The 22,332-nt window shown below is 64.0% G+C and carries 21 protein-coding genes; 8 read left to right on the plus strand and 13 right to left on the minus strand.

Features of this window, described 5'->3' with window-relative positions:
* Positions 1–111: 111 nt before the first annotated feature.
* Positions 112–630 (minus strand): DUF192 domain-containing protein, encoded by a 519-nt coding sequence (locus RUH75_RS19580; protein ID WP_313808865.1) that lies wholly within the window; start codon positions 628–630, stop codon positions 112–114.
* An 82-nt stretch (positions 631–712) separates the two neighbouring features.
* On the minus strand, positions 713–1,237 hold the full coding sequence (locus RUH75_RS19585) for a RecX family transcriptional regulator (RefSeq protein ID WP_313808866.1): 525 nt from the start codon (positions 1,235–1,237) through the stop codon (positions 713–715).
* 161 nt (positions 1,238–1,398) lie between these two features.
* On the opposite strand from RUH75_RS19585, the gene RUH75_RS19590 reads away from it, so the two are divergent.
* Together RUH75_RS19590 and RUH75_RS19595 are read left to right on the plus strand one after the other, a co-directional pair.
* On the plus strand, positions 1,399–3,159 hold the full coding sequence (locus RUH75_RS19590) for a fatty acyl-AMP ligase (RefSeq protein ID WP_313808867.1): 1,761 nt from the start codon (positions 1,399–1,401) through the stop codon (positions 3,157–3,159).
* A 248-nt stretch (positions 3,160–3,407) separates the two neighbouring features.
* Complete coding sequence (locus RUH75_RS19595; protein ID WP_313808868.1) at positions 3,408–5,726, plus strand: putative bifunctional diguanylate cyclase/phosphodiesterase; 2,319 nt, start codon at positions 3,408–3,410, stop codon at positions 5,724–5,726.
* A gap of 18 nt (positions 5,727–5,744) precedes the next feature.
* On the opposite strand, the gene RUH75_RS19600 is transcribed toward RUH75_RS19595, so the two are convergent.
* The 5 genes from RUH75_RS19600 to cysS form a co-directional block, all read right to left on the minus strand.
* Positions 5,745–6,491: a ParA family protein gene (locus tag RUH75_RS19600; protein WP_313808869.1), complete on the minus strand. Its 747-nt coding sequence runs from the start codon at positions 6,489–6,491 to the stop codon at positions 5,745–5,747.
* A gap of 121 nt (positions 6,492–6,612) precedes the next feature.
* Positions 6,613–7,338: a cupin domain-containing protein gene (locus RUH75_RS19605; protein ID WP_313808870.1), complete on the minus strand. Its 726-nt coding sequence runs from the start codon at positions 7,336–7,338 to the stop codon at positions 6,613–6,615.
* Between the two features lie 200 nt (positions 7,339–7,538).
* A complete protein-coding gene (locus tag RUH75_RS19610) occupies positions 7,539–8,909 on the minus strand; it encodes a class II 3-deoxy-7-phosphoheptulonate synthase (protein WP_313808871.1) in 1,371 nt (456 codons plus the stop codon).
* A gap of 121 nt (positions 8,910–9,030) precedes the next feature.
* Entirely contained in the window at positions 9,031–9,390 is a 360-nt protein-coding gene (locus tag RUH75_RS19615; protein ID WP_409592404.1) for a Rap1a/Tai family immunity protein, read from the minus strand.
* A 158-nt stretch (positions 9,391–9,548) separates the two neighbouring features.
* The gene (cysS, locus tag RUH75_RS19620) at positions 9,549–11,078 is read right to left on the minus strand and encodes a cysteine--tRNA ligase (protein ID WP_313808872.1); all 1,530 of its coding nucleotides are present in this window, start codon (positions 11,076–11,078) and stop codon (positions 9,549–9,551) included.
* 317 nt (positions 11,079–11,395) lie between these two features.
* On the opposite strand from cysS, the gene RUH75_RS19625 reads away from it, so the two are divergent.
* The 3 genes from RUH75_RS19625 (at position 11,396) to RUH75_RS19635 (ending at position 13,940) form a co-directional block, all read left to right on the plus strand.
* Complete coding sequence (locus RUH75_RS19625; protein ID WP_313808885.1) at positions 11,396–12,088, plus strand: Bax inhibitor-1/YccA family protein; 693 nt, start codon at positions 11,396–11,398, stop codon at positions 12,086–12,088.
* A gap of 3 nt (positions 12,089–12,091) precedes the next feature.
* Positions 12,092–12,364 carry a zf-TFIIB domain-containing protein gene (locus tag RUH75_RS19630; RefSeq protein ID WP_313808873.1) on the plus strand — a complete coding sequence of 91 codons (273 nt, stop codon included), beginning with the start codon at positions 12,092–12,094 and terminating at the stop codon, positions 12,362–12,364.
* Between the two features lie 127 nt (positions 12,365–12,491).
* Complete coding sequence (locus tag RUH75_RS19635) at positions 12,492–13,940, plus strand: mannose-1-phosphate guanylyltransferase/mannose-6-phosphate isomerase (RefSeq protein ID WP_313808874.1); 1,449 nt, start codon at positions 12,492–12,494, stop codon at positions 13,938–13,940.
* Positions 13,941–14,032: 92 nt separating this feature from the next.
* On the opposite strand, the gene polA is transcribed toward RUH75_RS19635, so the two are convergent.
* Positions 14,033–16,819 (minus strand): DNA polymerase I, encoded by a 2,787-nt coding sequence (gene polA / locus RUH75_RS19640; RefSeq protein WP_313808875.1) that lies wholly within the window; start codon positions 16,817–16,819, stop codon positions 14,033–14,035.
* Positions 16,820–17,168: 349 nt separating this feature from the next.
* Between polA and RUH75_RS19645 the strand changes: the two genes are divergently transcribed.
* Positions 17,169–17,672, plus strand: a complete 504-nt coding sequence (locus RUH75_RS19645; RefSeq protein ID WP_313808876.1) for a DUF4262 domain-containing protein — start codon at positions 17,169–17,171, stop codon at positions 17,670–17,672.
* Positions 17,673–17,779: 107 nt separating this feature from the next.
* Here RUH75_RS19645 and RUH75_RS19650 read toward each other — a convergent pair whose 3' ends face one another.
* From RUH75_RS19650 to aroQ, 5 genes are all read right to left on the minus strand, one after another.
* A complete protein-coding gene (locus RUH75_RS19650) occupies positions 17,780–18,079 on the minus strand; it encodes a GIY-YIG nuclease family protein (protein WP_313808877.1) in 300 nt (99 codons plus the stop codon).
* Between the two features lie 69 nt (positions 18,080–18,148).
* Positions 18,149–18,493, minus strand: coding sequence for an arsenate reductase (glutaredoxin) (gene arsC / locus RUH75_RS19655; RefSeq protein ID WP_313808878.1), 345 nt, complete (start codon positions 18,491–18,493; stop codon positions 18,149–18,151).
* Entirely contained in the window at positions 18,490–19,842 is a 1,353-nt protein-coding gene (gene accC, locus RUH75_RS19660; RefSeq protein ID WP_313808879.1) for an acetyl-CoA carboxylase biotin carboxylase subunit, read from the minus strand. The genes arsC and accC overlap by 4 nt, the downstream gene beginning before the upstream one ends.
* A 9-nt stretch (positions 19,843–19,851) precedes the next feature.
* The gene (gene accB / locus RUH75_RS19665; RefSeq protein WP_313808880.1) at positions 19,852–20,319 is read right to left on the minus strand and encodes an acetyl-CoA carboxylase biotin carboxyl carrier protein; all 468 of its coding nucleotides are present in this window, start codon (positions 20,317–20,319) and stop codon (positions 19,852–19,854) included.
* Between the two features lie 84 nt (positions 20,320–20,403).
* Positions 20,404–20,844 (minus strand): type II 3-dehydroquinate dehydratase, encoded by a 441-nt coding sequence (aroQ, locus tag RUH75_RS19670; protein ID WP_313808881.1) that lies wholly within the window; start codon positions 20,842–20,844, stop codon positions 20,404–20,406.
* 110 nt (positions 20,845–20,954) lie between these two features.
* On the opposite strand from aroQ, the gene thiS reads away from it, so the two are divergent.
* Together thiS and RUH75_RS19680 are read left to right on the plus strand one after the other, a co-directional pair.
* A complete protein-coding gene (thiS, locus tag RUH75_RS19675) occupies positions 20,955–21,956 on the plus strand; it encodes a sulfur carrier protein ThiS (protein WP_313808882.1) in 1,002 nt (333 codons plus the stop codon).
* A 179-nt stretch (positions 21,957–22,135) separates the two neighbouring features.
* Positions 22,136–22,332 (plus strand): CoA-transferase (locus RUH75_RS19680; protein ID WP_313808883.1); only part of this gene is annotated, 197 nt, incomplete at its 3' end.

The following is a 22,332-nucleotide window of genomic DNA, read 5'->3' on the forward strand; positions in this document are numbered from 1 at the left end:
GGTGTAGAGCGAGGTGCCGATGGTCGCGCCATCCCACCAGGTGAATATCTTGCCAAGGATTCCCATGGGCGAAGCGCTTAGCCGCTGGGGCTGGCGCTTGGCAAGGCGCTTCTATGGCGCGGGACAGAAATTGAGGGGGTTTGGCCGGGAAGGTGCGCTGCAATCGCCCCAGTGGACGCGGTCGCCTTCCCTGATGCCGAGTTCGGCCGCGCGGCCGCCGCGCAGTTCCAGCACGGCGGCGACCGGGACGCCGGCGGAGATCGGCTCGCGGGAATAGGGGGCCGCGCTGGCCTTCAGAAAGGCGATGCTGCCGTCGGTGTGGATGAACAGCATGTCGAGCGGGATCAGCGTGTTCTTCATCCAGAAGCTGGCCGTGCGGGGCGGGGACATGGGGAAGAGCATGCCGGAGTCGGGGGCGAGCGACTTGCGGAACATGAGGCCCTGTTCCTGTTGCTTTTCCGTGAGGGCGATTTCGACGGTGAAGCGGTGGTTGCCCTTGGCGGTGCGGATGGTGAGAGGGAGGAGCGGCGCGGTTTGGGCGGTGATGGGGGCGGAGGTGTTTTCGGCCTTGGGCGCGCTTTGGGAGCAGGCTGTGAGAAGGGCAAGGATGAACAGAGGGAAGGGATTCATGGGGTTGGGATATCACAGCTTCACGGTTTGAAAACAGCGTGCTCCTGCCTTCGCAGGAGCACGTTATCATTGTGGGGCAGGCTCATTCCTCCGCTTCCGGCATCTCTCCCGGCGCGGCATCGGTCCAGCGGCGAGCCGTCGCATAGCTGTGCCCCGCCCGCAAAAAGGCGGCGATCCATTTTTCGCGCTGTTTCGGATCGGGGCGCTGCTGCGCATAGGGGCCGATGCGCTTGCGCCGGGCGAAGCGGTCGGCGGCTTGCCAGCTTTCGGACGCGGTCTGGCTGTCGGCTTCCTCGCGATCGGCTTCGGTGATGCCGTCGGCGCGCAGGCTTTCGGCGACGCGGCGGGGGCCATAGCCCCGGCGGCTGAGCGATGCGCTTTTCATCACCGCGTAGCTGGCGTCGTCGACATAGCGCAACTCGCTCAGGCGATCGACCAGCGCTTGCGGATCGGCGGGGTCTTCGCCGCCCCAGCCGCGTTCCTTGATCTTGCGACCGAGATAGGCGAGCAGCTTGGCGCGGCTGGTCGCGAAACGGCCGACATAGCGCAGCGCAAGCTCGCGCAGGGCCTCTTCATCGAGCGGGGGAGGGCTGCGTTTATCGGCCATGGCGATGCTTCATGCGGCGCTTATGCCTTTGGCGCCTTGATTATGCCACAGTCGGGCCGGAATTTTACCGCCCCTTTGGGAGTAAAAGCCGACGCTGGACAGTAACTATCCGGTGCAAAGTCGCGCGAAAGCTGTTAGCGGCGCGCCGGATTATGACATTTATGACATTGGGTGACACCAATATGACGGGTTCGCAAAGCATGATGGCACCAACGCCGACCACCGACGATCTGCCCCGCCGCTTCTCGGATTTCGAGACGCTGGGCGAAGCGCTGGACTATGCTGCGGCCGGGCGGCGTGGCCTGAATTTCCATGATGCGCGCGGGAATCTGGCGCGGCCCTATCCGTTCAGCGAGCTGCGGGAGGATGCCCTGGCCTGCGCTCACCGGCTGATTGCCCATGGGGTGAAGCCGGAGGATCGCGTGGCTCTGGTGGCGGAGACGGGCGTGGATTTCGCGATGCTGTTCTTCGGCATCATTTATGCGGGCGCCTGGCCGGTGCCGCTGCCGCTGCCGACCAGCTTCGGCGGCAAGGAAAGCTATATCGACCAGCTGAACGTTCAGCTGGACAGCTGCGACCCGATGCTGTTCCTCTTCCCCAGGGAACTGGAGGAGATGGCGGGCGAGTCCGGCCGTCAGAAAAATGTCGAGAGCATCGCTTTCGAGGATTTCATCGCGCGGGACGTGATCCCCGCTGAACTGCCGCGGGCCAGGGGCGAGGAAATCGCCTATCTGCAATATTCGAGCGGATCGACCCGCTTCCCCCATGGCGTCGCGGTGACGCATCATGCGCTGCTCAGCAACCTCGCCGCGCACAGCCATGGCATGCAGGTACAGGACAGCGACCGCTGCATCAGCTGGCTGCCCTGGTATCATGACATGGGGCTGGTCGGCTGTTTCCTGTCGGTCGTCGCCAACCAGGTGTCGACCGATTATATGAAGACCGAGGACTTCGCCCGCCGTCCGCTGGCATGGCTGGACCTGATCAGCCGCAACGAAGGCACGTCGATCAGCTATTCGCCGACCTTCGGCTATGATATCTGCGCGCGCCGCATGTCGAGCCAGACCAAGGCGGCCGATCGGTTCGACCTGTCGCGCTGGCGGCTCGCGGGCAATGGCGCGGACATGATCCGCCCCGACGTCATGCAGAGCTTCGTCGATGCCTTTGGCGACGCAGGGTTCAGCCCCAGAGCCTTCCTGCCGAGCTATGGTCTGGCCGAAGCGACGCTGGCCGTCACCATCATGCCGCCGGGCGAGGGCATCATCGTCGAACTGGTCGAGGAAACCGACCTGTCGGGCGGCGATGCGACCGAGGGCCGCCCGCAGCGCTTCCGCTCGATCGTCAATTGCGGCAAGCCCGCGCGCGACATGATCGTTGAAATCCGCGACGAGGATGGGGCCAGGCTGAACGAGCGTCAGATCGGCAAGGTGTGGACCACGGGCCCGAGCCTGATGGTCGGCTATTTCCGCGATCAGGAGGCGACCGACGCCTGCATGGCGGACGGCTGGCTCGACACTGGCGACATGGGATATCTGAGCGACGGCTATCTCTACATTGTTGGCCGCGCCAAGGACATGATCATCATCAACGGCAAGAATCACTGGCCGCAGGATATTGAATGGGCGGTGGAGCAGCTTCCCGGCTTCAAGCAGGGCGACATTGCCGCCTTCGCGATCACCACGCCGGGCGGCGAGGAAGCGCCCGCCGTGCTGGTGCATTGCCGCACCTCCGACAATGACGAGCGCACGCGGCTGCGCGACCAGATTCGCGAGCGGGTGCGGGCGATCACCGGCATGAACTGCGTCGTGGAACTGGTGCCGCCGCGCACCCTGCCGCGCACCAGTTCGGGCAAATTGAGCCGGTCCAAGGCGCGCAATCTATACCTCACCGGGGAAATCCGCCCTTACGACATCGCAGCCTGATCCTTTCGCTGAAGTCATTTCGAGCCAGATGGCATCATCTGGAGGCTCGAACATCACGGATAACAAAGAATAATTAGGGTCATTCCGGTTCAATCTGAACCCGAATGACTCCAGGGCGCGCTTTTTCTGCTGCCTTTCGCCTCCAGCGTTACGGATTGATAACCGGTTGCTGATAATCCGGTGGAGTGAAACGCGGGCAAGGGCCATCATCTGAACAGGCATCTCAGGAGCGGATATCGCTTCGGGCCATGATGGGCCTTGTCGCCGTGGCGGGCGATGGGGCCGAACGGGTCCGGGCGGCGCAATTGCGATCGGCCGATCAGGTCGCGCTGCTGCGGCAGGCGATGAACGTCTTTGGCCTTATCTTCCTATGGCAGGTTTTCGGGCATCATGGCACGGCGCCGCGACTGATGCTGTGGAGCATTGCGCTTGTCATTTCCATGGCGGCCAGTGCCTTTCAGGGGTGGCGGCGGCGGAATGCCGTGGCGGTCAGCACGGCCGACCTGCGGGTTCAGGGTCTTACCGGCCTCCTTCAGGGGCTGATCTGGACAGCGTGCATGATGTGGCTGCCTGCGGGCCATGGCGCGGCGCAGCTGGTGGCCCACTGGACGCTGATCAGTTGCATCATGGTCTGCGGCGCGATCAGCTATGCCGCGACGCCGCTGGCCGCGACCGGATTTCTGCTGCCCTGCATCGTCGGACTGTCCGCCATGTTCGATACGCGCAATCAGGTGCCGTTGCTGGCGCTGGCCACCAGCTATGCGCTGTCGCTGCTGGTGGGATGTTGCATCTATGCGCGGACCTTCGCCCGCCAGCATAGCGCCAGCGCGCAGCTGGAGGAGAAGAGCGAAGTCGTCAGCCTGCTGCTGCGCGAATATGAACATGGCGCGTCGGACTGGCTGTGGCAGACCGATCCCGCGCGCCGGTTGAGCGGTGTGTCGCCGCGCCTTGCCGAAATGCTGGGCCGCGCGTCGGCTGAGGTGGAAGGTGTGCTGCTGGTGCAGCTGCTGGCAGGCAGCGCCTGGGAAAGCGGGCTGTTTCCGACGGAACTGCATGATCTGGCCGATCATCTGAAGCGGCGGGAGAGTTTCAGCAATATCGTCCTGCCGATGGAACTGGCGGGTGGCGTGCAATGGTGGGAACTGTCCGCGTCGCCGCGTTATGATGAGGCGGGCGCGTTCCTTGGCTTTCTGGGCGTCGGATCGGATATCACCAAGCAGCGGGAATCCGCCGACCGGATCGCGCAGCTCGCGCGTTTCGACCCGCTGACGAGCCTGCCCAACCGCGCGCATCTGCGCGATGTGCTGGATAAGGCTCTGGGCAGTGGGGCTCTGGGCAGCGGAGCAATGGGCAGCGGCGCGCGGGTGTCCGGCTGCGCTTTCCTGATGATAGACCTCGACCGGTTCAAGGCGGTCAACGACACGCTGGGCCATCAGATCGGTGACAAGCTGCTGACCCAGGTGGCCCGGCGTTTGCGCCACATCTGTTCGGGCAACGAATTTTGCGGGCGCATCGGCGGTGACGAATTCGCCATCGTCATCCCCCAGATGCGGGAAAATCGCGCCATCGACAGGCTGGCGGCCACGATCATCAGCGGCCTTTCCTCCCCTTATCAGGTGGACGAACATACGCTTTATGTCGGTGCTTCGGTGGGCTCGGCATTGTGTCCGCAGGATGGCAGCGAGCCCGAAGCGCTGATCCGCAGCGCCGACCTTGCCCTTTATCGCGCGAAAAGCGACGGTGGCGGGGTGCATTGCGCCTATGAGCCACAGCTTCACGCACAGGCGGAGGAACGGCGCCAACTGGAGCTGGCGCTGCGCGACGCATTGGAGAAGAATCAGCTTCATGTGCTGTTCCAGCCGGTGGTGGAAGCCGAATCGGGCGGAGTGGTCGGGTTCGAGGCGCTGGTGCGCTGGACCCATCCGGAAATGGGGCCGATTTCGCCGGCCAAATTCGTTCCCGTGGCGGAAGAGGCGCGACTGATCGGGCCGATCGGCGAATGGGTGCTGCGAACCGCCTGTCTGGAGGCGGCACGTTGGCCCGATCCGGTACGGATCGCGGTCAATGTCTCGGCCGAACAACTGGCGCATCCCAGCTTCGTCGGCGCGGTCGTGTCGGCGCTGGCGCAGAGCGGGCTGGACCCGCGGCGGCTGGAGCTGGAAGTCACTGAAAGCGTGTTCGTGAATGCGGCGACTGGCGCTCTCAGGATTTTGGACCAGCTGCGTGGCCTTGGCGTTCAGCTGTCGCTTGACGACTTCGGGACGGGCTATTCCTCGCTCGGTTATCTGAGCCGCACGCGGTTCGATACGATCAAGATCGACCGCAGCTTCGTGGTCGGCGCGTCGAACAACAAGGCGGAAAGCCTAGCTATCATCCGCGCCGTGGTGACGCTGGCGGAGAGTCTGGGCATGGCGACCACTGCCGAGGGGGTCGAAACCGAAGCGGAGCTGGCGATGGTGCGGCGGCTGGGATGCCGCAAGGTGCAGGGCTTCTATTTCGGACGGCCCATGCCCGCATCGGAGGCGGCGGCGCTGTTTCCGGCGGATCAGCTGCGCGCCCGGGCATAGAATATGCTCCGATTCGTCCTAACGCTGCACCTGACGCTCGATCGTCGTCCATAGCCCGGCAAAGGCCTGAGCCGGTGGCGAGGAGGCCGCGAAGGCGCCGAGTGGCTTGCGGCGCACCGCCATCTGCTCGACGGCGCTGGCCATGGGGATGGCCGCCCAGCCGGGCTGTCCCTCCAGCGCCGTGCGATGCAGGGCGCGGCGGCGATCCACCATCGAATAGACGGGCATGATCGGCGGGTGGTTGCCGCCGCGCTGGACCAGATAGCGGGCAACCTCGCCCATGGCGCGCTGGGCGAGCGGGGAAGGAATGACCGGAATCACGATCATGTTCGCCGCGCGCAGTACCTGCTCGCTGGTTTCGGTAAGGCCGGGCGGGCAATCGAGGATGATGCGGTCATAATCCTTGCCCAGGCTTTCGATCAGCCGGGCGAGGCGTTTCTTCTTGTCCATCTCGCGGAACAGATGGTCGAGGCTGCGCAGCGAAGTGTCGGCGGCGATCAGGTCAAGGCCCGGCACGGTCGAAGGCTGGATCAGCTTGCGGATTTCGACATCCTTGCTGAAGATGGCCTGCGCGGCATCCCGGCTTTCGCCATCGGTGGAGATCAGCCAGCTCGCCGCCGCCTGGGGATCAAGATCCCACAGCAGGGTGCGGCGCTTCGAGACGCTGGCCGACGCCCAGGCGAGGTTGATCGCGAAGGTGGTTTTGCCCACCCCGCCTTTCAGGCTGTAAACGGCGATGGTCGCCACTTGTGGTTCCTTTGCCATGCGCGGAGGCTATCTTGTGCCCCTGCGAAAGCAAGCGCCCAATCATGGCAATGTTACGTCCGTGTGACGGACCGCGCGAGGAAGGGGATCGGGACTGGCGCGGTCCGTCGGGGGATGCCCGTCAGGCGGGACGATAGATGGCGTAGACTTTCTTCACATGCTCGCGGCTATCCCAGCTGCAATGCGCGCCCTGTTCGACCAGGAAGATGTCGCCCTTGCCGAACGTGCCTGTCCGGCCTGCGCCATCGACGAAGGTGACGCTGCCATCCAGCAGGTGCATCAGTTCATAATGGCGATAGGCCATGGAAAGGCGGTGATAGGGCGTCGAATCCCATGTGCCGCAGACGAATTCGGTGTCGGTCGAGCGATAGTCGGTGAAGTTGCGGCAGCTGGGCGTCGGGCCGACCAGCAGTTCGGCCAGCGGCGCGCCCGAAGGTTCGAGCGCGGCGCTTTCGTCGATCGGGATGATGGCGGGGGCCGCGTCCGGGCTGCCGATGCGGCGCATGGCGATGAGGCGCGCGCCGTCGCGCGAGGACCAGGTGAAGCCGGTGCCCTTGACGCTGACCGCGCTCTGGTTGGCGGCGAGCTGGGTGGTGCCCTCGGCGCCTTCGAGGGTGAGCGCGCCGTCGAGGAGGATGAGGAACTCATCGTCCGGCAGGGCTTCGACGCGGCCCCGGCCCTGGGGGAGCACGACGAGGTGGATCGAGACGGGACCCGCAGGCAGGTCGAGCGCCGCGCGGCTGGCGAGATAGGGGTCGCCATGGGTTTCGGCGGGAATCGTCGCGCTTGCCGCAAAGGCGCGCAGATCGCGGAAGCTGCGGGTTTCGACGGCCGGTGCTGCGGTCATTATGGGTCCCTTGTCCCGTTGAACAGGTCGAGGGTTTAGGCCGAGGGCGGCGGAATATTGCGCTCAACAATCGTGAGTGAACCAAGATTTCTGCTGATTGCTCGGTAACCAAAGCGCTTTCGTGCTCCTGCGCATGCAGGAGCCCAGTCCAAACGTCTGAACTGGGTTCCTGCCTTTGCAGGAACACGCTGTGCGCTATTTCAGGCGGCGGCGCGCCGTTCCTTCAATTCCTCGTTCAGCATTTCCGCGAGCAGGAAAGCGAGTTCCAGGCTCTGCGCCGCGTTGAGGCGCGGGTCGCAATGGGTGTGGTAGCGGTCCGCCAACCCATCGTCGGTAATGGCGATGGCGCCGCCGGTGCACTCCGTCACATTCTGGCCGGTCATTTCGGCATGGATGCCGCCGCCGAAGCTGCCTTCCGCGCGATGGACCGCGAAGAAGCCGCGCACTTCGGCCAGGATGCGCTCGAACGGACGGGTCTTGTAGCCATTGGCCGCCTTGACGACATTGCCGTGCATCGGGTCGCAGGACCAGACCACCGGATGGCCTTCGCGCAGCACCGCGCGGACCAGCTTGGGCAGGCCCGCCTCGATCCTGTCATGGCCATAGCGGGTGATCAGCGTGATCCGGCCCGCCTCGCGCGTGGGGTTCAATATGTCGAGCAGGCGGATCAGCGCGTCCGGCTCCAGCGAAGGGCCGCATTTCATGCCGATCGGATTGCCGATGCCGCGCAGATATTCGACATGGGCCGATCCTTCGAACCGCGTGCGGTCGCCGATCCAGAGCATGTGCGCGGAGGTATCGTACCAGTCGCCGGTCAGCGAATCCTGCCGGGTCAGCGCCTGCTCATAGGGGAGCAGGAGCGCCTCATGGCTGGTGTAGAAGCTGGTTCCGCCAAGCTGGGGCACGGTTTCCGGCGACAGGCCGCAGGCGCGCATGAAGTCGAGCGCCTGGCCGATCTGGTCCGCCATCGCCTCGAACTTCGCGGCCCAGGGGCTGCGGCCCATGAAATCCAGCATCCAGCCATGCACGCGATCCAGGCTGGCATAGCCGCCGGTCGAGAAGGCGCGCACCAGATTCAGCGTCGCCGCCGACTGGTTATAGGCGCGGATCATGCGCTGGGCATCGGGTTCGCGCGCCTGCGCCGTGAAGGCGATGTCGTTGACATTGTCGCCGCGATAGCTGGGCAGTTCCACGCCGCCGATCGTCTCGGTATCGGCCGAACGGGGCTTGGCGAACTGGCCCGCCATGCGGCCGACCTTCACGACCGGCAGCTTCGACGCGTAGGTCAGCACCACCGCCATTTGCAGCAGCACGCGGAAGGTGTCGCGGATATTGTTCGGGTGGAACTCCGCGAAGCTTTCGGCGCAGTCGCCGCCTTGCAGCAGAAAGGCTTCGCCGGCCGCGACCTTGGCGAGATCGTGCTTCAGGTTGCGCGCTTCGCCGGCAAAGACGAGCGGGGGAAACTGGCTGAGCTGTGCCTCCACGGCGGCCAGCGCCTGTGCATCCCGATAGACGGGCATCTGAATGCCCTCATGCTCCCGCCAGCTTTCCGGCGTCCACTTCGCCGCCACTTTGAGTCTCCCAAAATCCATAAAATAGGGGCCGCACCTACGCGGAACCAGTACCTAACGCAAGTTTATAGCGCCGGTGGGGCGGTTCGCCCGATGCAGGGTCCGACCGGCATGATTGCCGTCATTTCTGACAAGGATAATGTTCGTTGAGCGCGACGCTGACGAGGACCGAAGCGGGCGCGTTCCGCTGGTCGGGGTAACGGGTCAGATAGGCGATGACGATGTCGCGCACCTTGTTGGCGTCGAGCTGCGCGGGCCAGCAACTGGGCCGGGCGCGGCCGATGAAGACGTCCTTCTTGATGCCGTCGACCGCGCCGACGATATAGGCCGTGCAGGCAAGGGCATATTCGGGCGCCTTGTTGCGGCATTTGGCGAGCAGGGTGGTGCCCGTCTCGAACATATAGGTTTGAGCAGGTGCGGCAACCGGAAGTGCCGTGGTGCCGCCAAGCGCGATGATCGCTGCGATTGCGTATCTTAGCATGTGCGGAATCTGCCCATATCGGGGCGACCTGTCCAAACGGACCGGCCTGTCCCGCACACATCCTGCCTTAGATCAGGGGCGTTTTCCAGCGGAGCAAAGGATAAGGCCCGCTGCCAAAAATTGCCGCGCTCCCGTCCATGCCGGAGCGCGGCAAGCCTTCAGCCCAGCGCCAGGCGCCAGTCCCAGCGGAGCGGGTCGCCGTCCATCACCTCCACCCCGCGCGCGATCAGGGCGTCACGGATTTCGTCGGACAGGGCGAAGTCCTTTTCGGCGCGGGCGGTCTGGCGGCGGTCGAGTTCGGCTTCGATCTCTTGCGGAGTGATCTGCGCGTCCTGCGGCTGGACGCGCAGGTCGGCGCGGCTGATCGTCAGCAGGTTAAGGCCCAGCGCCTGATCGAACGCCGCAAGCAGGCAGAGCTTCTCGTCCACTGGCACCTTCTTGAGTCCGATCGTCTCTTCCAGCAGCGGAAGGGCGCGCGGCGTCATCAGGTCGTCGCTGATCGCGGCGTCGAACTGTTCGAGCAGCGGCGCGAGCTTGGGGTGGAGATTGGCGCGGAGATATTCCAGGCGCGGCGACTGCCACGTCACGCCCTCGGCACGGGATTTGAGATTCTCCACCCCCATGACGAGGCGCTTCAGGCGGGTCAGGGCGGCGCTGACGCTCTCCGCGCCGAATTCCAGTTCGCTGCGATAATGGGCGCCCAGGCACAGCAGGCGATAGGCGAGCGGATGCACGCCCGCGTCGATCAGCGAGAAGAGGGTGGTGAAGCCGCCCTTCGACTTGCTCATCTTGCCCTGACGGTCGACGAGGAAATTATTGTGCATCCACCATTGCGCGCCGGTGAAGCCCACGGTGGCGGCATCCGGTTCACCGCAGCAGGCGTGGAATGCCTGATTTTGCGCAATCTCGTTCGGGTGATGGATCTCGCGATGGTCGATGCCGCCGGTGTGGATATCGAAGGGATGGCCGAGCTGCGCCTCGCTCATCACCGAACATTCGAGGTGCCAGCCCGGCGCGCCCTTGCCCCAGGGGGAGTCCCATTCCATCTGGCGCTCCTCGCCGGGCGGGGATTTGCGCCAGATAGCGAAGTCGGACGGATTGCGCTTGCCCGCGACGGGATCGATGCGGGCATGCGCCGCGTCATCGCGGCCGCCCGCCAGCGCGCCATAGTCGGGCACGGTGCTGCTGTCGAAATAGAGGCCGGTGTCGAGTTCGTAGCAATGGGCCGGCGCGATCTTCTCCGCGAAGGCGATCATCTGCGGCACATAGTCCGTGGCGACCGTCCATTCGCTGGGCGGGGTGATGTTGAGGTCGGCGATATTCTGCTTGAACGCCTGCGTGTAGTGCGCCGCGATGTCCCAGATGCTTCTTGCCTGCGCGCGGGCGGCGGCCTCCATCTTGTCGTCGCCTGCGTCGGCGTCGCTGGTCAGGTGGCCGACATCGGTGATGTTGATGATATGGGTGACATCAAGGCCCTTCCACAGCAGCGTGCGGCGCAGCGTGTCGGTGAAGACATAGGCGCGCAGGTTTCCGAGATGGGCGTAATTATAGACCGTCGGGCCGCAGCTGTAGACGCGCGCATGACCGGGGGCGATCGGCGTGAAGGGTTCGACCGCGCGGGTCAGGCTGTTGAACAGGCGCAAGGGCGCGTCGGCATGCTGCTGGGCGGGGGTGAACTGGTCGCTCATGGGCGCAGCCATGCGGCGGTTGGATCGAGGCGTCAACTGGCCTTGGCATTTGTAACAAATTGTTGCTGATCGCCCTGTCCCCTGCACTTCCCTTGCATTGGGGCGTTGGACGACCGATATTGCTTGTGCGGGCCGGGCCCCTCTGGCGGCAAGGATTGGTGTGACTTGATCCTTGCCGTGATGTCGGACCGCATCGAGTGTGCTCGGTGCAGGTTCGTGAGCGTTTGTCCCCCCTTTAAGCCTCACGAAGACCGCGCCGGGCCACTCGATCCGTAACTTTTGGATGGAGTAACAACGCCGTGAACAATCGCGTTCCTATGCCGGGCTATGGTGCGAGCCAGACGGCGCAGACCGATGCCGGGCTGCGCGCGCACATGCTGGGCGTTTTCCGCAATATGGGCATCGGTCTGGTCATCACCGGGCTGGTCGCTGCTTTCATCGGCAATACGCCGGTGCTGGCCGCCGCGATTTTCGGCACGCCGCTCAAATGGGTGGCGATCTTCGCGCCGCTGGCCTTTGTGTTCTTCTTCAGCTTCCGCATCGAGAAGATGACGACGGCGGGCGCGCGCATGGCCTTCTACGCTTTTTCGGGCGTGATGGGCGTATCGCTGGCCAGCATCTTCCTCGTCTTCACCGGCGGATCGATCGCGCAGGCTTTCTTCTCCGCCGCCGTGATGTTCCTCGCCATGGCGCTGTGGGGCTATACGACCGGACGTGATCTGTCGAAATTCGGGTCGTTCCTGGTGATGGGCCTGATCGGCATATTGGTCGCGAGCCTCATCAATATCTTCATCGGCTCGTCGGCCATGGCGATGGTGATCTCGATCATCGGCGTGGTGGTCTTCACCGGCCTCACCGCCTGGGACGTGCAGCGCATCAAGTCGGAATATTTCGCCTATGCCGGCCATGAGGTGGCGCAGAAGATGCAGGTCATGGGCGCGCTGTCGCTTTATCTGAACTTCGTCAACCTGTTCCAGATGCTGCTCAGCCTGACCGGCGAGCGGGAGTAACCGATGCGCGATCAGGCGGCGGTTTCCGCGATGCTCTGCCCGGTCTGTCATGTGGGCCTGTCCATGACGGACCGGCAGGGGGTCGAGATCGACTATTGCCCGCAATGCCGGGGCGTATGGCTGGACCGGGGTGAACTGGACAAGATCATCGAGCGGTCGGCGGGGCCAGCCCCGGCACCCCAGCCCGGCTATCGGCCGGATCGGGACCATCACGACGACGGGCGATACACCCCCAAGAAGCGAAAGAAGAGCTTTCTGGAAGAGCTGTTCGACTGAAGGAAAGCGGCCCCGATCATGGGCCGCTTTTTTTATACCTGCGTCGTAGGCGCTTTCACGGAATGGCGATATGGAGGGAAATCATGGTCCATCGGGACTGGTTTGCCTTTCATTGTAAGCAGGTTGCATGTCGAAATTGAGCGCTAGCGTGACGCCGGTGATTTTGGCGGGGGGATCGGGGACGCGACTGTGGCCGCTGTCGCGCAAATCCTATCCCAAGCAGTTCGTGCCCCTGCTGGGGGAGCAGACCTTGTTCCGCTCGGTGGTGCAGCGGCTTTCGGGCGCGGGTGAGGGTTTTGCCTTTGGACGGCCGGTGGTGCTGACCAACGCGGCTTTTCGTTTCATCGTGGCCGAGCAACTGGCTGAGGAAGGCGCGGATGCGGAGGCAATCATGATCGAACCTTCGGTGCGCAACACGGCGCCCGCGATATTGGCGGCGGCGCTGCATCTGGCGGCGAATGATCCCGATGCGGTGATGCTGGTGGCGCCTTCGGATCAGGTGGTGCCGGATGTCGAAGCTTTCCGGGCGGCGGTCGGCCGTGGGCTGGGCGCGGCGCGGGCGGGTGATCTGGTGACCTTCGGCATCCAGCCGACGCGGCCGGAAACGGGCTATGGCTATTTGCAGGTCGTGGCAAAGCCGGATGGCTCGGGCGAACCGATCAAGCTGGCGCGCTTTGTCGAGAAACCCGATGCGGAGCGCGCGGCGGAGATGCTGGCGAGAGGGGATCATCTCTGGAATGCGGGCATCTTCTTGTTTGCGGCGAAGGATTTGATCGCGGCGTTCGAGCGGCATGCGCCCGAATTGCTGCCGACCGTCGGCGCGGCGGTGGAGCAGGCCGAGGGCGACCTCGGCTTCCTGCGGCTGGCGGCGGAGCCCTGGGGGCAGGCGCAGGATATTTCCATCGATTATGCGATCATGGAGCGGGCCCACAATCTGTCGGTGGTGCCGTTCGATTCGGGCTGGTCGGACCTTGGCGGCTGGGATGCGGTGTGGAGCCATGCCGGGCCGGATGCGGAGGGCGTGACGGTGAGCGGCGGGGCGACGGCGATCGATTGCCGCGATACGCTGCTGCGGTCGGACAGCCAGGGCATGGAACTGGTCGGCATCGGGCTGGAGAATATCATCGCCGTGGCGATGAACGATGCGGTGCTGATCGCGGACAAGGCGCGATCGCAGGATGTGAAGCTGGCGGTGGAGGCGCTCAAGCTCAAGGGCGCCGCGCAGGCGGAGAGTTTTCCCAAGGATCACCGTCCCTGGGGCTGGGTCGAAGGGCTGCTGGCGGGGGAGCGCTTTCAGGTGAAGCGGATCACCGTGCAGCCGGGGCAGTCACTGAGTTTGCAGAGCCATTTCCATCGGTCGGAACATTGGATCGTCGTCGAGGGGACGGCCAAAGTGACGGTGGGCGAGGATGTGACGTTGCTGACGGAGAACCAGTCGCTTTATGTGCCGGCCGGGGCGAAACATCGGGTGGAGAATCCGGGACGGATTCCGGTGGTGTTCATCGAGGTGCAGACGGGGACGTATCTGGGCGAGGACGATATCGTCCGTTATGAGGATCGGTATGCGCGGAGTTGATTTTTAGTGCACTGTGCTCCTGCGAAGGCAGGAGCACAGTCCTGGCGTTTGAACTGGGCTCCTGCCTTCGCAGGAGCACGTTTAAGGAAGATTTAGTGCGCTGCGCCCCAACTCGGGCCGTGGCCGATCTCTACCCCTAGCGGGACGCTCAGCTTTACGATCGGTTCGGCGGCGCCTTCCATCACGCGGCGGATGACGGCGCTGGCCTGCTCTATATCGCCGTGCGGCAGTTCGAAGACCAGTTCGTCATGCACTTGCAGCAGCATCTTGACCTTGTTCAGCCCCTCCGCCGCCAGAGCCGGTCCCATGCGGACCATGGCGCGCTTGATGATGTCGGCGCTGGTGCCCTGAATCGGCGCGTTGATGGCGGCGCGTTCGGCGCCCTGGCGCTCGTGCTGGACCGAGGCCTTGATGCGCGGGAACCAGGTTTTGCGGCCGAACAGGGTTTCGGTGTAACCTCTTTCCCGCGCCTTCTCGATGGTGTCGGTGATGTAGAGGCTGATGCCGGGGAAGCGCTCGTAATAGCGGGAAATCATGTCCTGCGCTTCGTCGGCGCTGATCTCCAGACGCCCGGCGAGGCCCCAGCGCGAAATGCCGTAGAGGATCGCGAAGTTGATCGTCTTGGCCCGGCCGCGGGTGTCGCGGTTGACCTCTCCGAAAAGCTGTTGCGCGGTGGCGGCGTGGATGTCCTCGCCGTTCGCGAAGGCCTCTTTCAGTGCCGGGACGTCGGCCATATGGGCGGCAAGGCGCAGTTCGATCTGGCTATAGTCCGCCGCGAGGATGACATTGCCCGGCTCCGCGACGAAGGCGTGGCGGATCTGGCGGCCGACTTCGGTGCGGATCGGGATGTTCTGGAGATTGGGGTCGGTCGAGGACAGGCGGCCGGTCTGCGCGCCGGACAGGCTGTAGCTGGTGTGGACGCGGCTCGTATCCTTGTTGATCTGGGCCTGAAGCGCGTCGGTATAGGTGGATTTGAGCTTCGAAAGCTGGCGCCAGTCCAGCACCTTGCCCGCGATTTCCGCGCCCTGGGCCTTCAGCTGTTCAAGGATGGTGACGTCGGTGGAATAGGCGCCGGACTTGCCCTTCTTGCCGCCCTTATAACCCATTTTGTCGAACAGGATCGCGCCGAGTTGCTGGGTCGAGCCGATGGCGAAGGGCTGGCCGGCGAGGGTGTGGATTTCGGTTTCAAGCCCAGCGATGCCGGCGGTGAACTCGGCGGAGAGGCGGGAGAGGGCTTCGCGGTCGACCTTGATGCCTTCATGCTCCATTCGGGCGATGACCGGGACGAGCGGGCGGTCGACCAGTTCGTAGACGCGGCTGGCGCCTTCATTGGCGATGCGGGTCTTGAACAGTTTCCACAGGCGCAGCGTGACGTCCGCGTCCTCCGCGGCATATTCGGTCGCCTTGTCGAGCGGGACTTCGGCGAAGCTGATCTGGCTCTTGCCCGTGCCGCACACATCCTTGAAGCTGATGCATATGTGGTTGAGGTGGGTCTTGGCCGCTTCGTCCATGCCGTGACCGGCGAGGCTTTGCCCGGCGTCGAGGTCGAAGCTCATGACGATGGTGTCGTCATAGGGAGCGATTTCGATGCCGTGGCGACGGAGGACGGTCAGGTCATATTTGAGGTTCTGGCCGATTTTGAGGACGCTGTCGTCTTCGAGCAACGGCTTCAATTTCGCGAGGACGAGGGCGAGGGGAAGCTGCTCCGGCTTCTCCGCGAACATGTCCTTGCCGCCATGGCCGACCGGGATGTAGCAGGCGGCATTGGGGCCGACGGCGAGGCTGACGCCCACCAGCGCGCAGGATACGCAGTCGAGCATGTCCGTCTCGGTGTCGACGGCGACCAGCCCTTCCGCATGGGCGGCGGCGATCCAGCGGTCCAGCGCTTCCTCCGTCACCACCGTCTCGTAGAGGCTGCGGTCGATCGGCGGTTCTTCCTCATGGACCGGGGCGGCGGGGGGCGTGGCCTGGCTGACGGCGGCGGCTGCGGTTGCCACGGCGACGGCAGCGGTGGGCGCGCCGAGGCGGGTCAACAGCGACTTGAAGCCGTGATGCTCCAGGAAGTTCTGGAGCGGTTCGTGGGGGATGCCCTTGAGCGTCAGGTTGTCCAGCGGTTCGGGCAGGTCCATTGCATCGTGCAGCGCCACCAGGCGGCGCGATAGGCGCGCCATGTCCGCATGGGCGATGAGGTTTTCCTGCATCTTCGATTTTTTCATCGACGGCGCGGCTTCGAGCGCGGCTTCCAGATTGCCATATTCGGTGATGAGCTTGGCGGCGGTCTTGGGGCCGATGCCGGGGATGCCGGGGACGTTATCCACGCTGTCGCCCATCAGCGCGAGGACGTCGCCGAGTTGCTCCGGCTGGACGCCGAACTTGGCCATGACATGCTCGGGTCCGCGCCGCTCATTCTTCATCGTGTCGTACATGTCGACGCCGGGCTGGATGAGCTGCATCAGGTCCTTGTCGGAGCTGACGATGGTGACGTGCCAGCCCGCCGCGACGGCGGCTTTCGTGTAGCTGGCGATGATGTCGTCGGCCTCGAAACCCGCTTCCTCGATGCAGGGGAGGGAAAAGGCGCGGGTGGCGTCGCGGATCATCGGGAATTGCGGGACCAGGTCTTCCGGCGCGGGCGGGCGGTTCGCCTTATACTGGTCGTACATGTCGTTGCGGAAGGTGTGGCTGCCCTTGTCCAGCACCACCGCGAGATGGGTCGGGCCTTCGGTTTTGCCTAACTCATCGGCCAGCTTCCAGAGCATGGTGGTGTAGCCATAGACCGCGCCGACGGGCTGGCCATGCTTGTTGGTGAGCGGCGGAAGCTGGTGATAGGCGCGGAAGATATAACCGCTGCCGTCGACGAGGTAGAGATGATTCTGGGGCATGGGAGCAGGGGATAGCGGGTTATGCGGGGTGGCTCCAGTGGGGTTGTGGGCTGTTGGATTTGGGTGACATAGGTGACACGACAGAGGCGCGGGAAAGCGCGGGTTTGGACGGTTCAAAGAGCGGGGGTGGTGTAGCGCTGGGATGGGGGTGTAGGACAGCGGAAGTTTTGGGGCGTTGCGTTCGGGGCGCGCTTTTTCTCCTTCGCTCCTAGTCGCAGGTAGCGGGACCCCGGATCAAGTCCGGGGTGACGGTAAAGGATATGGCGGGTTTCGACCAGCTTCGGTAATTCCCTGTCATGATCATTCTTCCCGATTGCGGACACATTGCCCGGTGGGTTAGCTGACAACCATGCGAACCGCTCTAGATGCACCTGCCGGGATGCTTGATGAGTCCGAACGCGACTTCGTGGAAAAGATTCGGGAGCACGGCTGGTTTGACACGGCAGTCTTTGGCGATGCTGAAGGCCCGAGTTTTTCCTTCACTAGCGGGTTTTGGGTTAACACTGGTCAGCCTGAACTGATCATGTTCGGCATGAAACGAGAAATCGTTCATGATGTGTTTTGGGGTCTGTTTCGTGGAGCAAAGGCAGGAGAGGCGCTGCCTAAAGGCAAAGCGACAGATAAAGCATTTGCTAATTTACCGGCTTATTCCTTCCCCGTGGCGAAGCGCTTCTACCCGGAATACCTTGGTTGGAGCCAGTGGTTTTACGGTGGAAATGAGTTTCCGTGTCTTCAGATCGTGTGGCCCGACAGAGATGGTATTTTCCCGTGGCAGCAGGGCTTTGATCCAACGTTTTCAAGCGACCAGCCTGATTTGACAGAGAATGGATGGCTAGCCGCTCTCACGAGCTAATGTCCGGTCGCCTGCTTATCATTCTTAGAACCCGACTTTCCACTTCCCACCCCTTCCCGACAGTCCTCCCTCGTCACCCCGGACTTGATCCGGGGTCCCGCTATCGATCACGTGAGCAAGTCGGACAAGTCTTGCCAGTCGGGGTTGGCGAGCTCGATGAGGTCGAATTTCCATTCCCGGCGCCAGCGTTTGAGGCGTTTTTCGTGTTCGATGCAGGTCGCGATGTCCTCTCCGCGTTCGGCCCAGACGAGGCGGTTGAGGCCGTATCTTGCACAGAAGTCGGAGCCGGTGCCGGAGCGGTGCTGGTAGATGCGGGAGGCCAGGTCCGAAGTTACGCCGATATAGAGCGTGCCGCGGTAGCGGTTGGACATGATGTAGAGCCAGCCGCCTTTTATTTCGCGATCCATCGGGGCGAGTTTTTCAAGAAGAAGCGGGACCCCCGGGTCAAGCCCGGGGTGACGAGGGAGGCGGGGGGGCTAAAGAACTTCGCTCACCCGCTCCGGCGGGCGGGCGATCACCGCGCCCTTGTCCGTGATCACGATGGCGCGTTCGATCAGGATCGGGTGTTCCACCATCGCATCGAGGACGGCCTTGTCGTCCTTCATGTCGAGGCCGATTTCCTTGACCACGCCCTCGCCCTTGCGAACGGCTTCGGAAGGGCGGACGCCCGCTTTCGCCAGCACCGTTTCGATTTCGGTGCGGCTCGGCGGGGTCTTGAGATAGTCCACCACCTCGACCTCAACCCCCGGCGCGGCTTCGAGGATCGCCAGCGCGGCCCGCGATTTCGAGCAGCGGGGGTTGTGCCAGATGGTCGCCTTCACGCCGGCTCGTCCTTCGCCAGCCATTCCTCCAGCCACTTGATCGTATAGTCGCCGTTGAGGAAATCGGGGTCGGTCAGCAGTTTCTGGTGGAGCGGGATCGTGGTCTTCATGCCCTCGATCACATATTCCTCCAGCGCGCGCTTCAGGCGCATGATGCAGCCTTCGCGGGTGCGGCCATAGACGATCAGCTTGCCGATCATGCTGTCATAATAGGGCGGCACCCGGTAGCCCTGATAGAGGCCGCTATCGACGCGGACGTGCATGCCGCCCGGAACGTGATAGCTGGTGACGGTGCCCGGCGACGGCGCGAAGGTCCTGGGGTCCTCCGCATTGATGCGGCATTCGATCGCGTGGCCGGTGAAGCGCAGGTCCTGCTGCTCGACCGAGAGCGGCTTGCCTTCGGCCACGCGGATCTGTTCGCGGACGAGGTCGAGGCCGGTGATCATCTCCGTCACCGGATGCTCCACCTGCAAACGGGTGTTCATCTCGATGAAGTAGAATTCGCCGTCTTCCCACAGGAATTCGATCGTGCCGGCGCCGCGATAGCCCATGTCGGCCATCGCCTTGCGCACCACTTCGCCCATCCGGTCGCGCTCGGCGGCGGAGAGGACGGGGGAGGGGGCTTCCTCCAGCACCTTCTGGTGGCGGCGCTGGAGCGAGCAGTCGCGCTCACCCAGATGGATCGCGTTGCCGTTGCCGTCACCGAACACCTGGAATTCGATATGCCGGGGGTTGCCCAGATATTTTTCCATATAGACCGTGTCGTCGCCGAACGCCGCCTTGGCTTCGCTACCTGCCTGCTTCATCGAGGTTTCGAGCAGGTCTTCGGACGGCACGACCTTCATGCCGCGGCCGCCGCCGCCCGATGCCGCTTTGATGAGCACGGGATAGCCGATCTTCGCGGCCACTTCCTTCGCTTCCTCGACGCTGGAGAGCGCGCCGTCGGAGCCGGGAACCAGCGGCAGGCCGAGCGCGCCTGCGGTGCGCTTTGCCTCGACCTTGTCGCCCATGATGCGGATATGTTCGGGCTTCGGGCCGACGAAGGCGAGGTTATGCGCCTCCACGATTTCGGCGAACTGGGCGTTTTCCGACAGGAAGCCATAGCCGGGATGGATCGCGTCGGCGCCGGAGATTTCGGCGGCGGAAATGATCGCGGCGATGTTGAGATAGCTGTCCTTGGCCGCGGGCGGGCCGATGCAGATCGCTTCGTCGGCAAGGCGCACATGCATGGCGTCGGCGTCGGCGGTCGAATGGACCGCCACCGTCTTGATGCCCATTTCATGGCAGGCGCGGTGGATGCGGAGCGCGATTTCGCCCCGGTTCGCGATCAGCAGCTTTTCGATGGCCATGGGCGCGCCTTATTCGATGACGATCAGCGGCTGGTCATATTCGACCGGCTGGCCGTTATCGACCAGAACGGCCTTGACCGTGCCGGCATGGGGCGCGGTGATGGCGTTCATGACCTTCATGGCTTCGACGATCAGCACGGTGTCGCCGGCCTTCACGGTCGAGCCGACGGCGGCGAAGGGCGTGGCGCCCGGCTCGGCCGACAGATAGGCGGTGCCGACGATGGGCGAGCGGATGGCATTGGTGGCAGCGGCGGGCGCGGCGGCTTCGGCCGGGGCAGCGACGGCCACCGGAGCGGCGGCGAGGGGCGCGGGGGCATAGGCGACGGGCGCGCCGTTGCTGACCTTGCGCGCGACGCGGATCTTGCGGTCGCCGTCCTCGACTTCGATTTCCGTCAGGTTGGTGTCATCGAGCAGCGCGGCGAGATCGCGCACCAGCTGTACGTCCACCTGCATAGCGCCCTTTTCCTTGTCGTTCATTGTCTGTCCCTGGACGGTGAAATTTCGGTTCTGACGGTCGCGCCTATGCGCATTTCGGGCGAAGCGCAACTTTTGAGCGATGAGTTACAGTTCCAGCGCTGCTTCCAGCGCCAGCATGTAGGACATCGCGCCAAAGCCCGCGATGGTTCCCCTGGCCGCCATGCCGACATAGCTTTTGTGGCGGAATTCCTCGCGCTTGTGGGGGTTGGAGAGGTGGATTTCGATCACCGGGACGGTGATGCCCTTGATCGCGTCATGCAGCGCGACGGAGGTGTGGGTGAGGCCGCCGGGATTGAGCAGCACGGCATGGGCGCCCTCGAAATGCGCCTCCTGCAACCAGTCGATCAGATGGCCTTCATGGTTGGACTGGCGGAAATCGATCTCGACATGGGCGCGGCCCGCCGCATCCTCCATGCGTTCGGCAATGTCGTCCAGCGTGTCGTAACCATAGATTTCCGGCTCGCGCGTGCCCAGCATGTTGAGATTGGGGCCGTTCAGGACATAGATTTTGCGCGTTTCGGCCATGGCGATCCCCTTATGGTTGCGGGCGGGGCATGGACGCCCCTATATGCGCGCTGATCTTTAGCCCTTCGTGTCGCGCCAAGTCGAGACACCTTGTTTGACAGGACAGAGCATTGAGCGTCGACGGAACCATCTCCATCCATATCAACGGTGAGCATCGCCGCGTACGGGGCGGCATGACGCTGGCGGAACTGGCGAGCGAGCTGGGCTTCGTGCCGGAAAAGGTGGCGGTGGAGCGCAATCTGGAGGTGGTGCCGCGATCGACCCTGGCGGATGTGCTGGTCGAGGATGGCGATGAACTGGAAATCGTGCATTTTGTCGGCGGGGGCGATGTGTCGGCGGTGGACGAAGATAGCTGGACGGTGGCGGACAGGACTTTCCGCTCGCGGCTGATCGTGGGCACCGGCAAGTACAGGAATTTCGAGCAGAATGCGGCGGCGGTCGCGGCTTCGGGGGCGGAGATCGTCACCGTCGCCGTCCGCCGCGTCAACGTGTCGGACCCCAAGGCGCCGATGCTGACGGATTTCATCGATCCGAAGAAGATCACTTACCTGCCCAATACGGCGGGCTGCTTCACCGGCGAGGAGGCGATCCGGACGCTGCGTCTGGCGCGCGAGGCGGGCGGCTGGGACCTCGTCAAGCTGGAGGTGCTGGGGGAGGCGCGGACGCTCTATCCCGACATGGTGGAGACGCTGCGCGCGACCGAGGTGCTGGCCAAGGAAGGCTTCAAGCCGATGGTCTATTGCGTCGACGATCCGATCGCGGCCAAGCGGCTGGAGGATGCGGGCGCGGTCGCGATCATGCCGCTGGGCGCGCCGATCGGATCGGGCCTGGGCATCCAGAACAAGGTGACGATCCGCCTGATCGTCGAGGGCACGAAGCTACCGGTGCTGGTCGATGCGGGCGTGGGCACGGCTTCCGAAGCGGCCGTGGCGATGGAATTGGGTTGTGCCGGGGTTCTCATGAACACGGCGATTGCCGAGGCGAAGGACCCGGTGCTGATGGCCGCCGCGATGAAGGCGGGGGTTGAGGCCGGGCGCATGGCCTATCGCGCCGGGCGCATGGGCAAGCGCATGTATGCCGATCCGTCGAGCCCGCTGGCCGGGCTGATCTAGGGTTGCCGTACTCCTGCGAAGGCAGGGGTCCAGTCCCGATGTTGTGCTGATGAGGTGAGGGCGGGACTGGGCTCCTGCCTTCGCAGGAGCACATGGCGGAATTTTCGCGTCCGCAGCAAATTGACCGGCTCTCGCCTTCCTCCTATTCCGTTCAACAAGTTCGGAAGAGGAGGCAGGTGATGGTGAACAAACTCTACCCTGATGCTGCGGCTGCGTTGGAGGGTCTTCTCTTTGACGGGATGCAATTGTGCGCGGGCGGCTTCGGCCTGTGCGGCGTTCCGGAACGTCTGATCGACGCGATCCGGGATTCGGGCGTCAAGGACCTGACCATCGCGTCGAACAATGCCGGGATTGACGGCGAGGGGTTGGGCAAGCT

It is taken from the genome of Sphingobium sp. (assembly GCF_032153725.1).
In the GTDB taxonomy this organism is placed as follows: Bacteria; Pseudomonadota; Alphaproteobacteria; order Sphingomonadales; family Sphingomonadaceae; genus Sphingobium.

Coding starts and splice junctions, on each gene's coding strand:
- cysS (WP_313808872.1), bottom strand. CDS start 11,078: ATGAGCGACCAGTTCACCCCCGCCCAGCAGCATGCCGACGCGCCCTTG.
- RUH75_RS19625 (WP_313808885.1), top strand. CDS start 11,396: ATGCCGGGCTATGGTGCGAGCCAGACGGCGCAGACCGATGCCGGGCTG.
- RUH75_RS19580 (WP_313808865.1), bottom strand. CDS start 630: ATGAATCCCTTCCCTCTGTTCATCCTTGCCCTTCTCACAGCCTGCTCC.
- RUH75_RS19605 (WP_313808870.1), bottom strand. CDS start 7,338: ATGACCGCAGCACCGGCCGTCGAAACCCGCAGCTTCCGCGATCTGCGC.
- RUH75_RS19585 (WP_313808866.1), bottom strand. CDS start 1,237: ATGGCCGATAAACGCAGCCCTCCCCCGCTCGATGAAGAGGCCCTGCGC.
- RUH75_RS19650 (WP_313808877.1), bottom strand. CDS start 18,079: ATGGATCGCGAAATAAAAGGCGGCTGGCTCTACATCATGTCCAACCGC.
- RUH75_RS19645 (WP_313808876.1), top strand. CDS start 17,169: ATGCGAACCGCTCTAGATGCACCTGCCGGGATGCTTGATGAGTCCGAA.
- RUH75_RS19595 (WP_313808868.1), top strand. CDS start 3,408: ATGATGGGCCTTGTCGCCGTGGCGGGCGATGGGGCCGAACGGGTCCGG.
- accB (WP_313808880.1), bottom strand. CDS start 20,319: ATGAACGACAAGGAAAAGGGCGCTATGCAGGTGGACGTACAGCTGGTG.
- accC (WP_313808879.1), bottom strand. CDS start 19,842: ATGGCCATCGAAAAGCTGCTGATCGCGAACCGGGGCGAAATCGCGCTC.
- polA (WP_313808875.1), bottom strand. CDS start 16,819: ATGCCCCAGAATCATCTCTACCTCGTCGACGGCAGCGGTTATATCTTC.
- RUH75_RS19600 (WP_313808869.1), bottom strand. CDS start 6,491: ATGGCAAAGGAACCACAAGTGGCGACCATCGCCGTTTACAGCCTGAAA.
- RUH75_RS19615 (WP_409592404.1), bottom strand. CDS start 9,390: ATGCTAAGATACGCAATCGCAGCGATCATCGCGCTTGGCGGCACCACG.
- RUH75_RS19635 (WP_313808874.1), top strand. CDS start 12,492: ATGTCGAAATTGAGCGCTAGCGTGACGCCGGTGATTTTGGCGGGGGGA.
- RUH75_RS19590 (WP_313808867.1), top strand. CDS start 1,399: ATGACATTGGGTGACACCAATATGACGGGTTCGCAAAGCATGATGGCA.
- aroQ (WP_313808881.1), bottom strand. CDS start 20,844: ATGGCCGAAACGCGCAAAATCTATGTCCTGAACGGCCCCAATCTCAAC.
- RUH75_RS19630 (WP_313808873.1), top strand. CDS start 12,092: ATGCGCGATCAGGCGGCGGTTTCCGCGATGCTCTGCCCGGTCTGTCAT.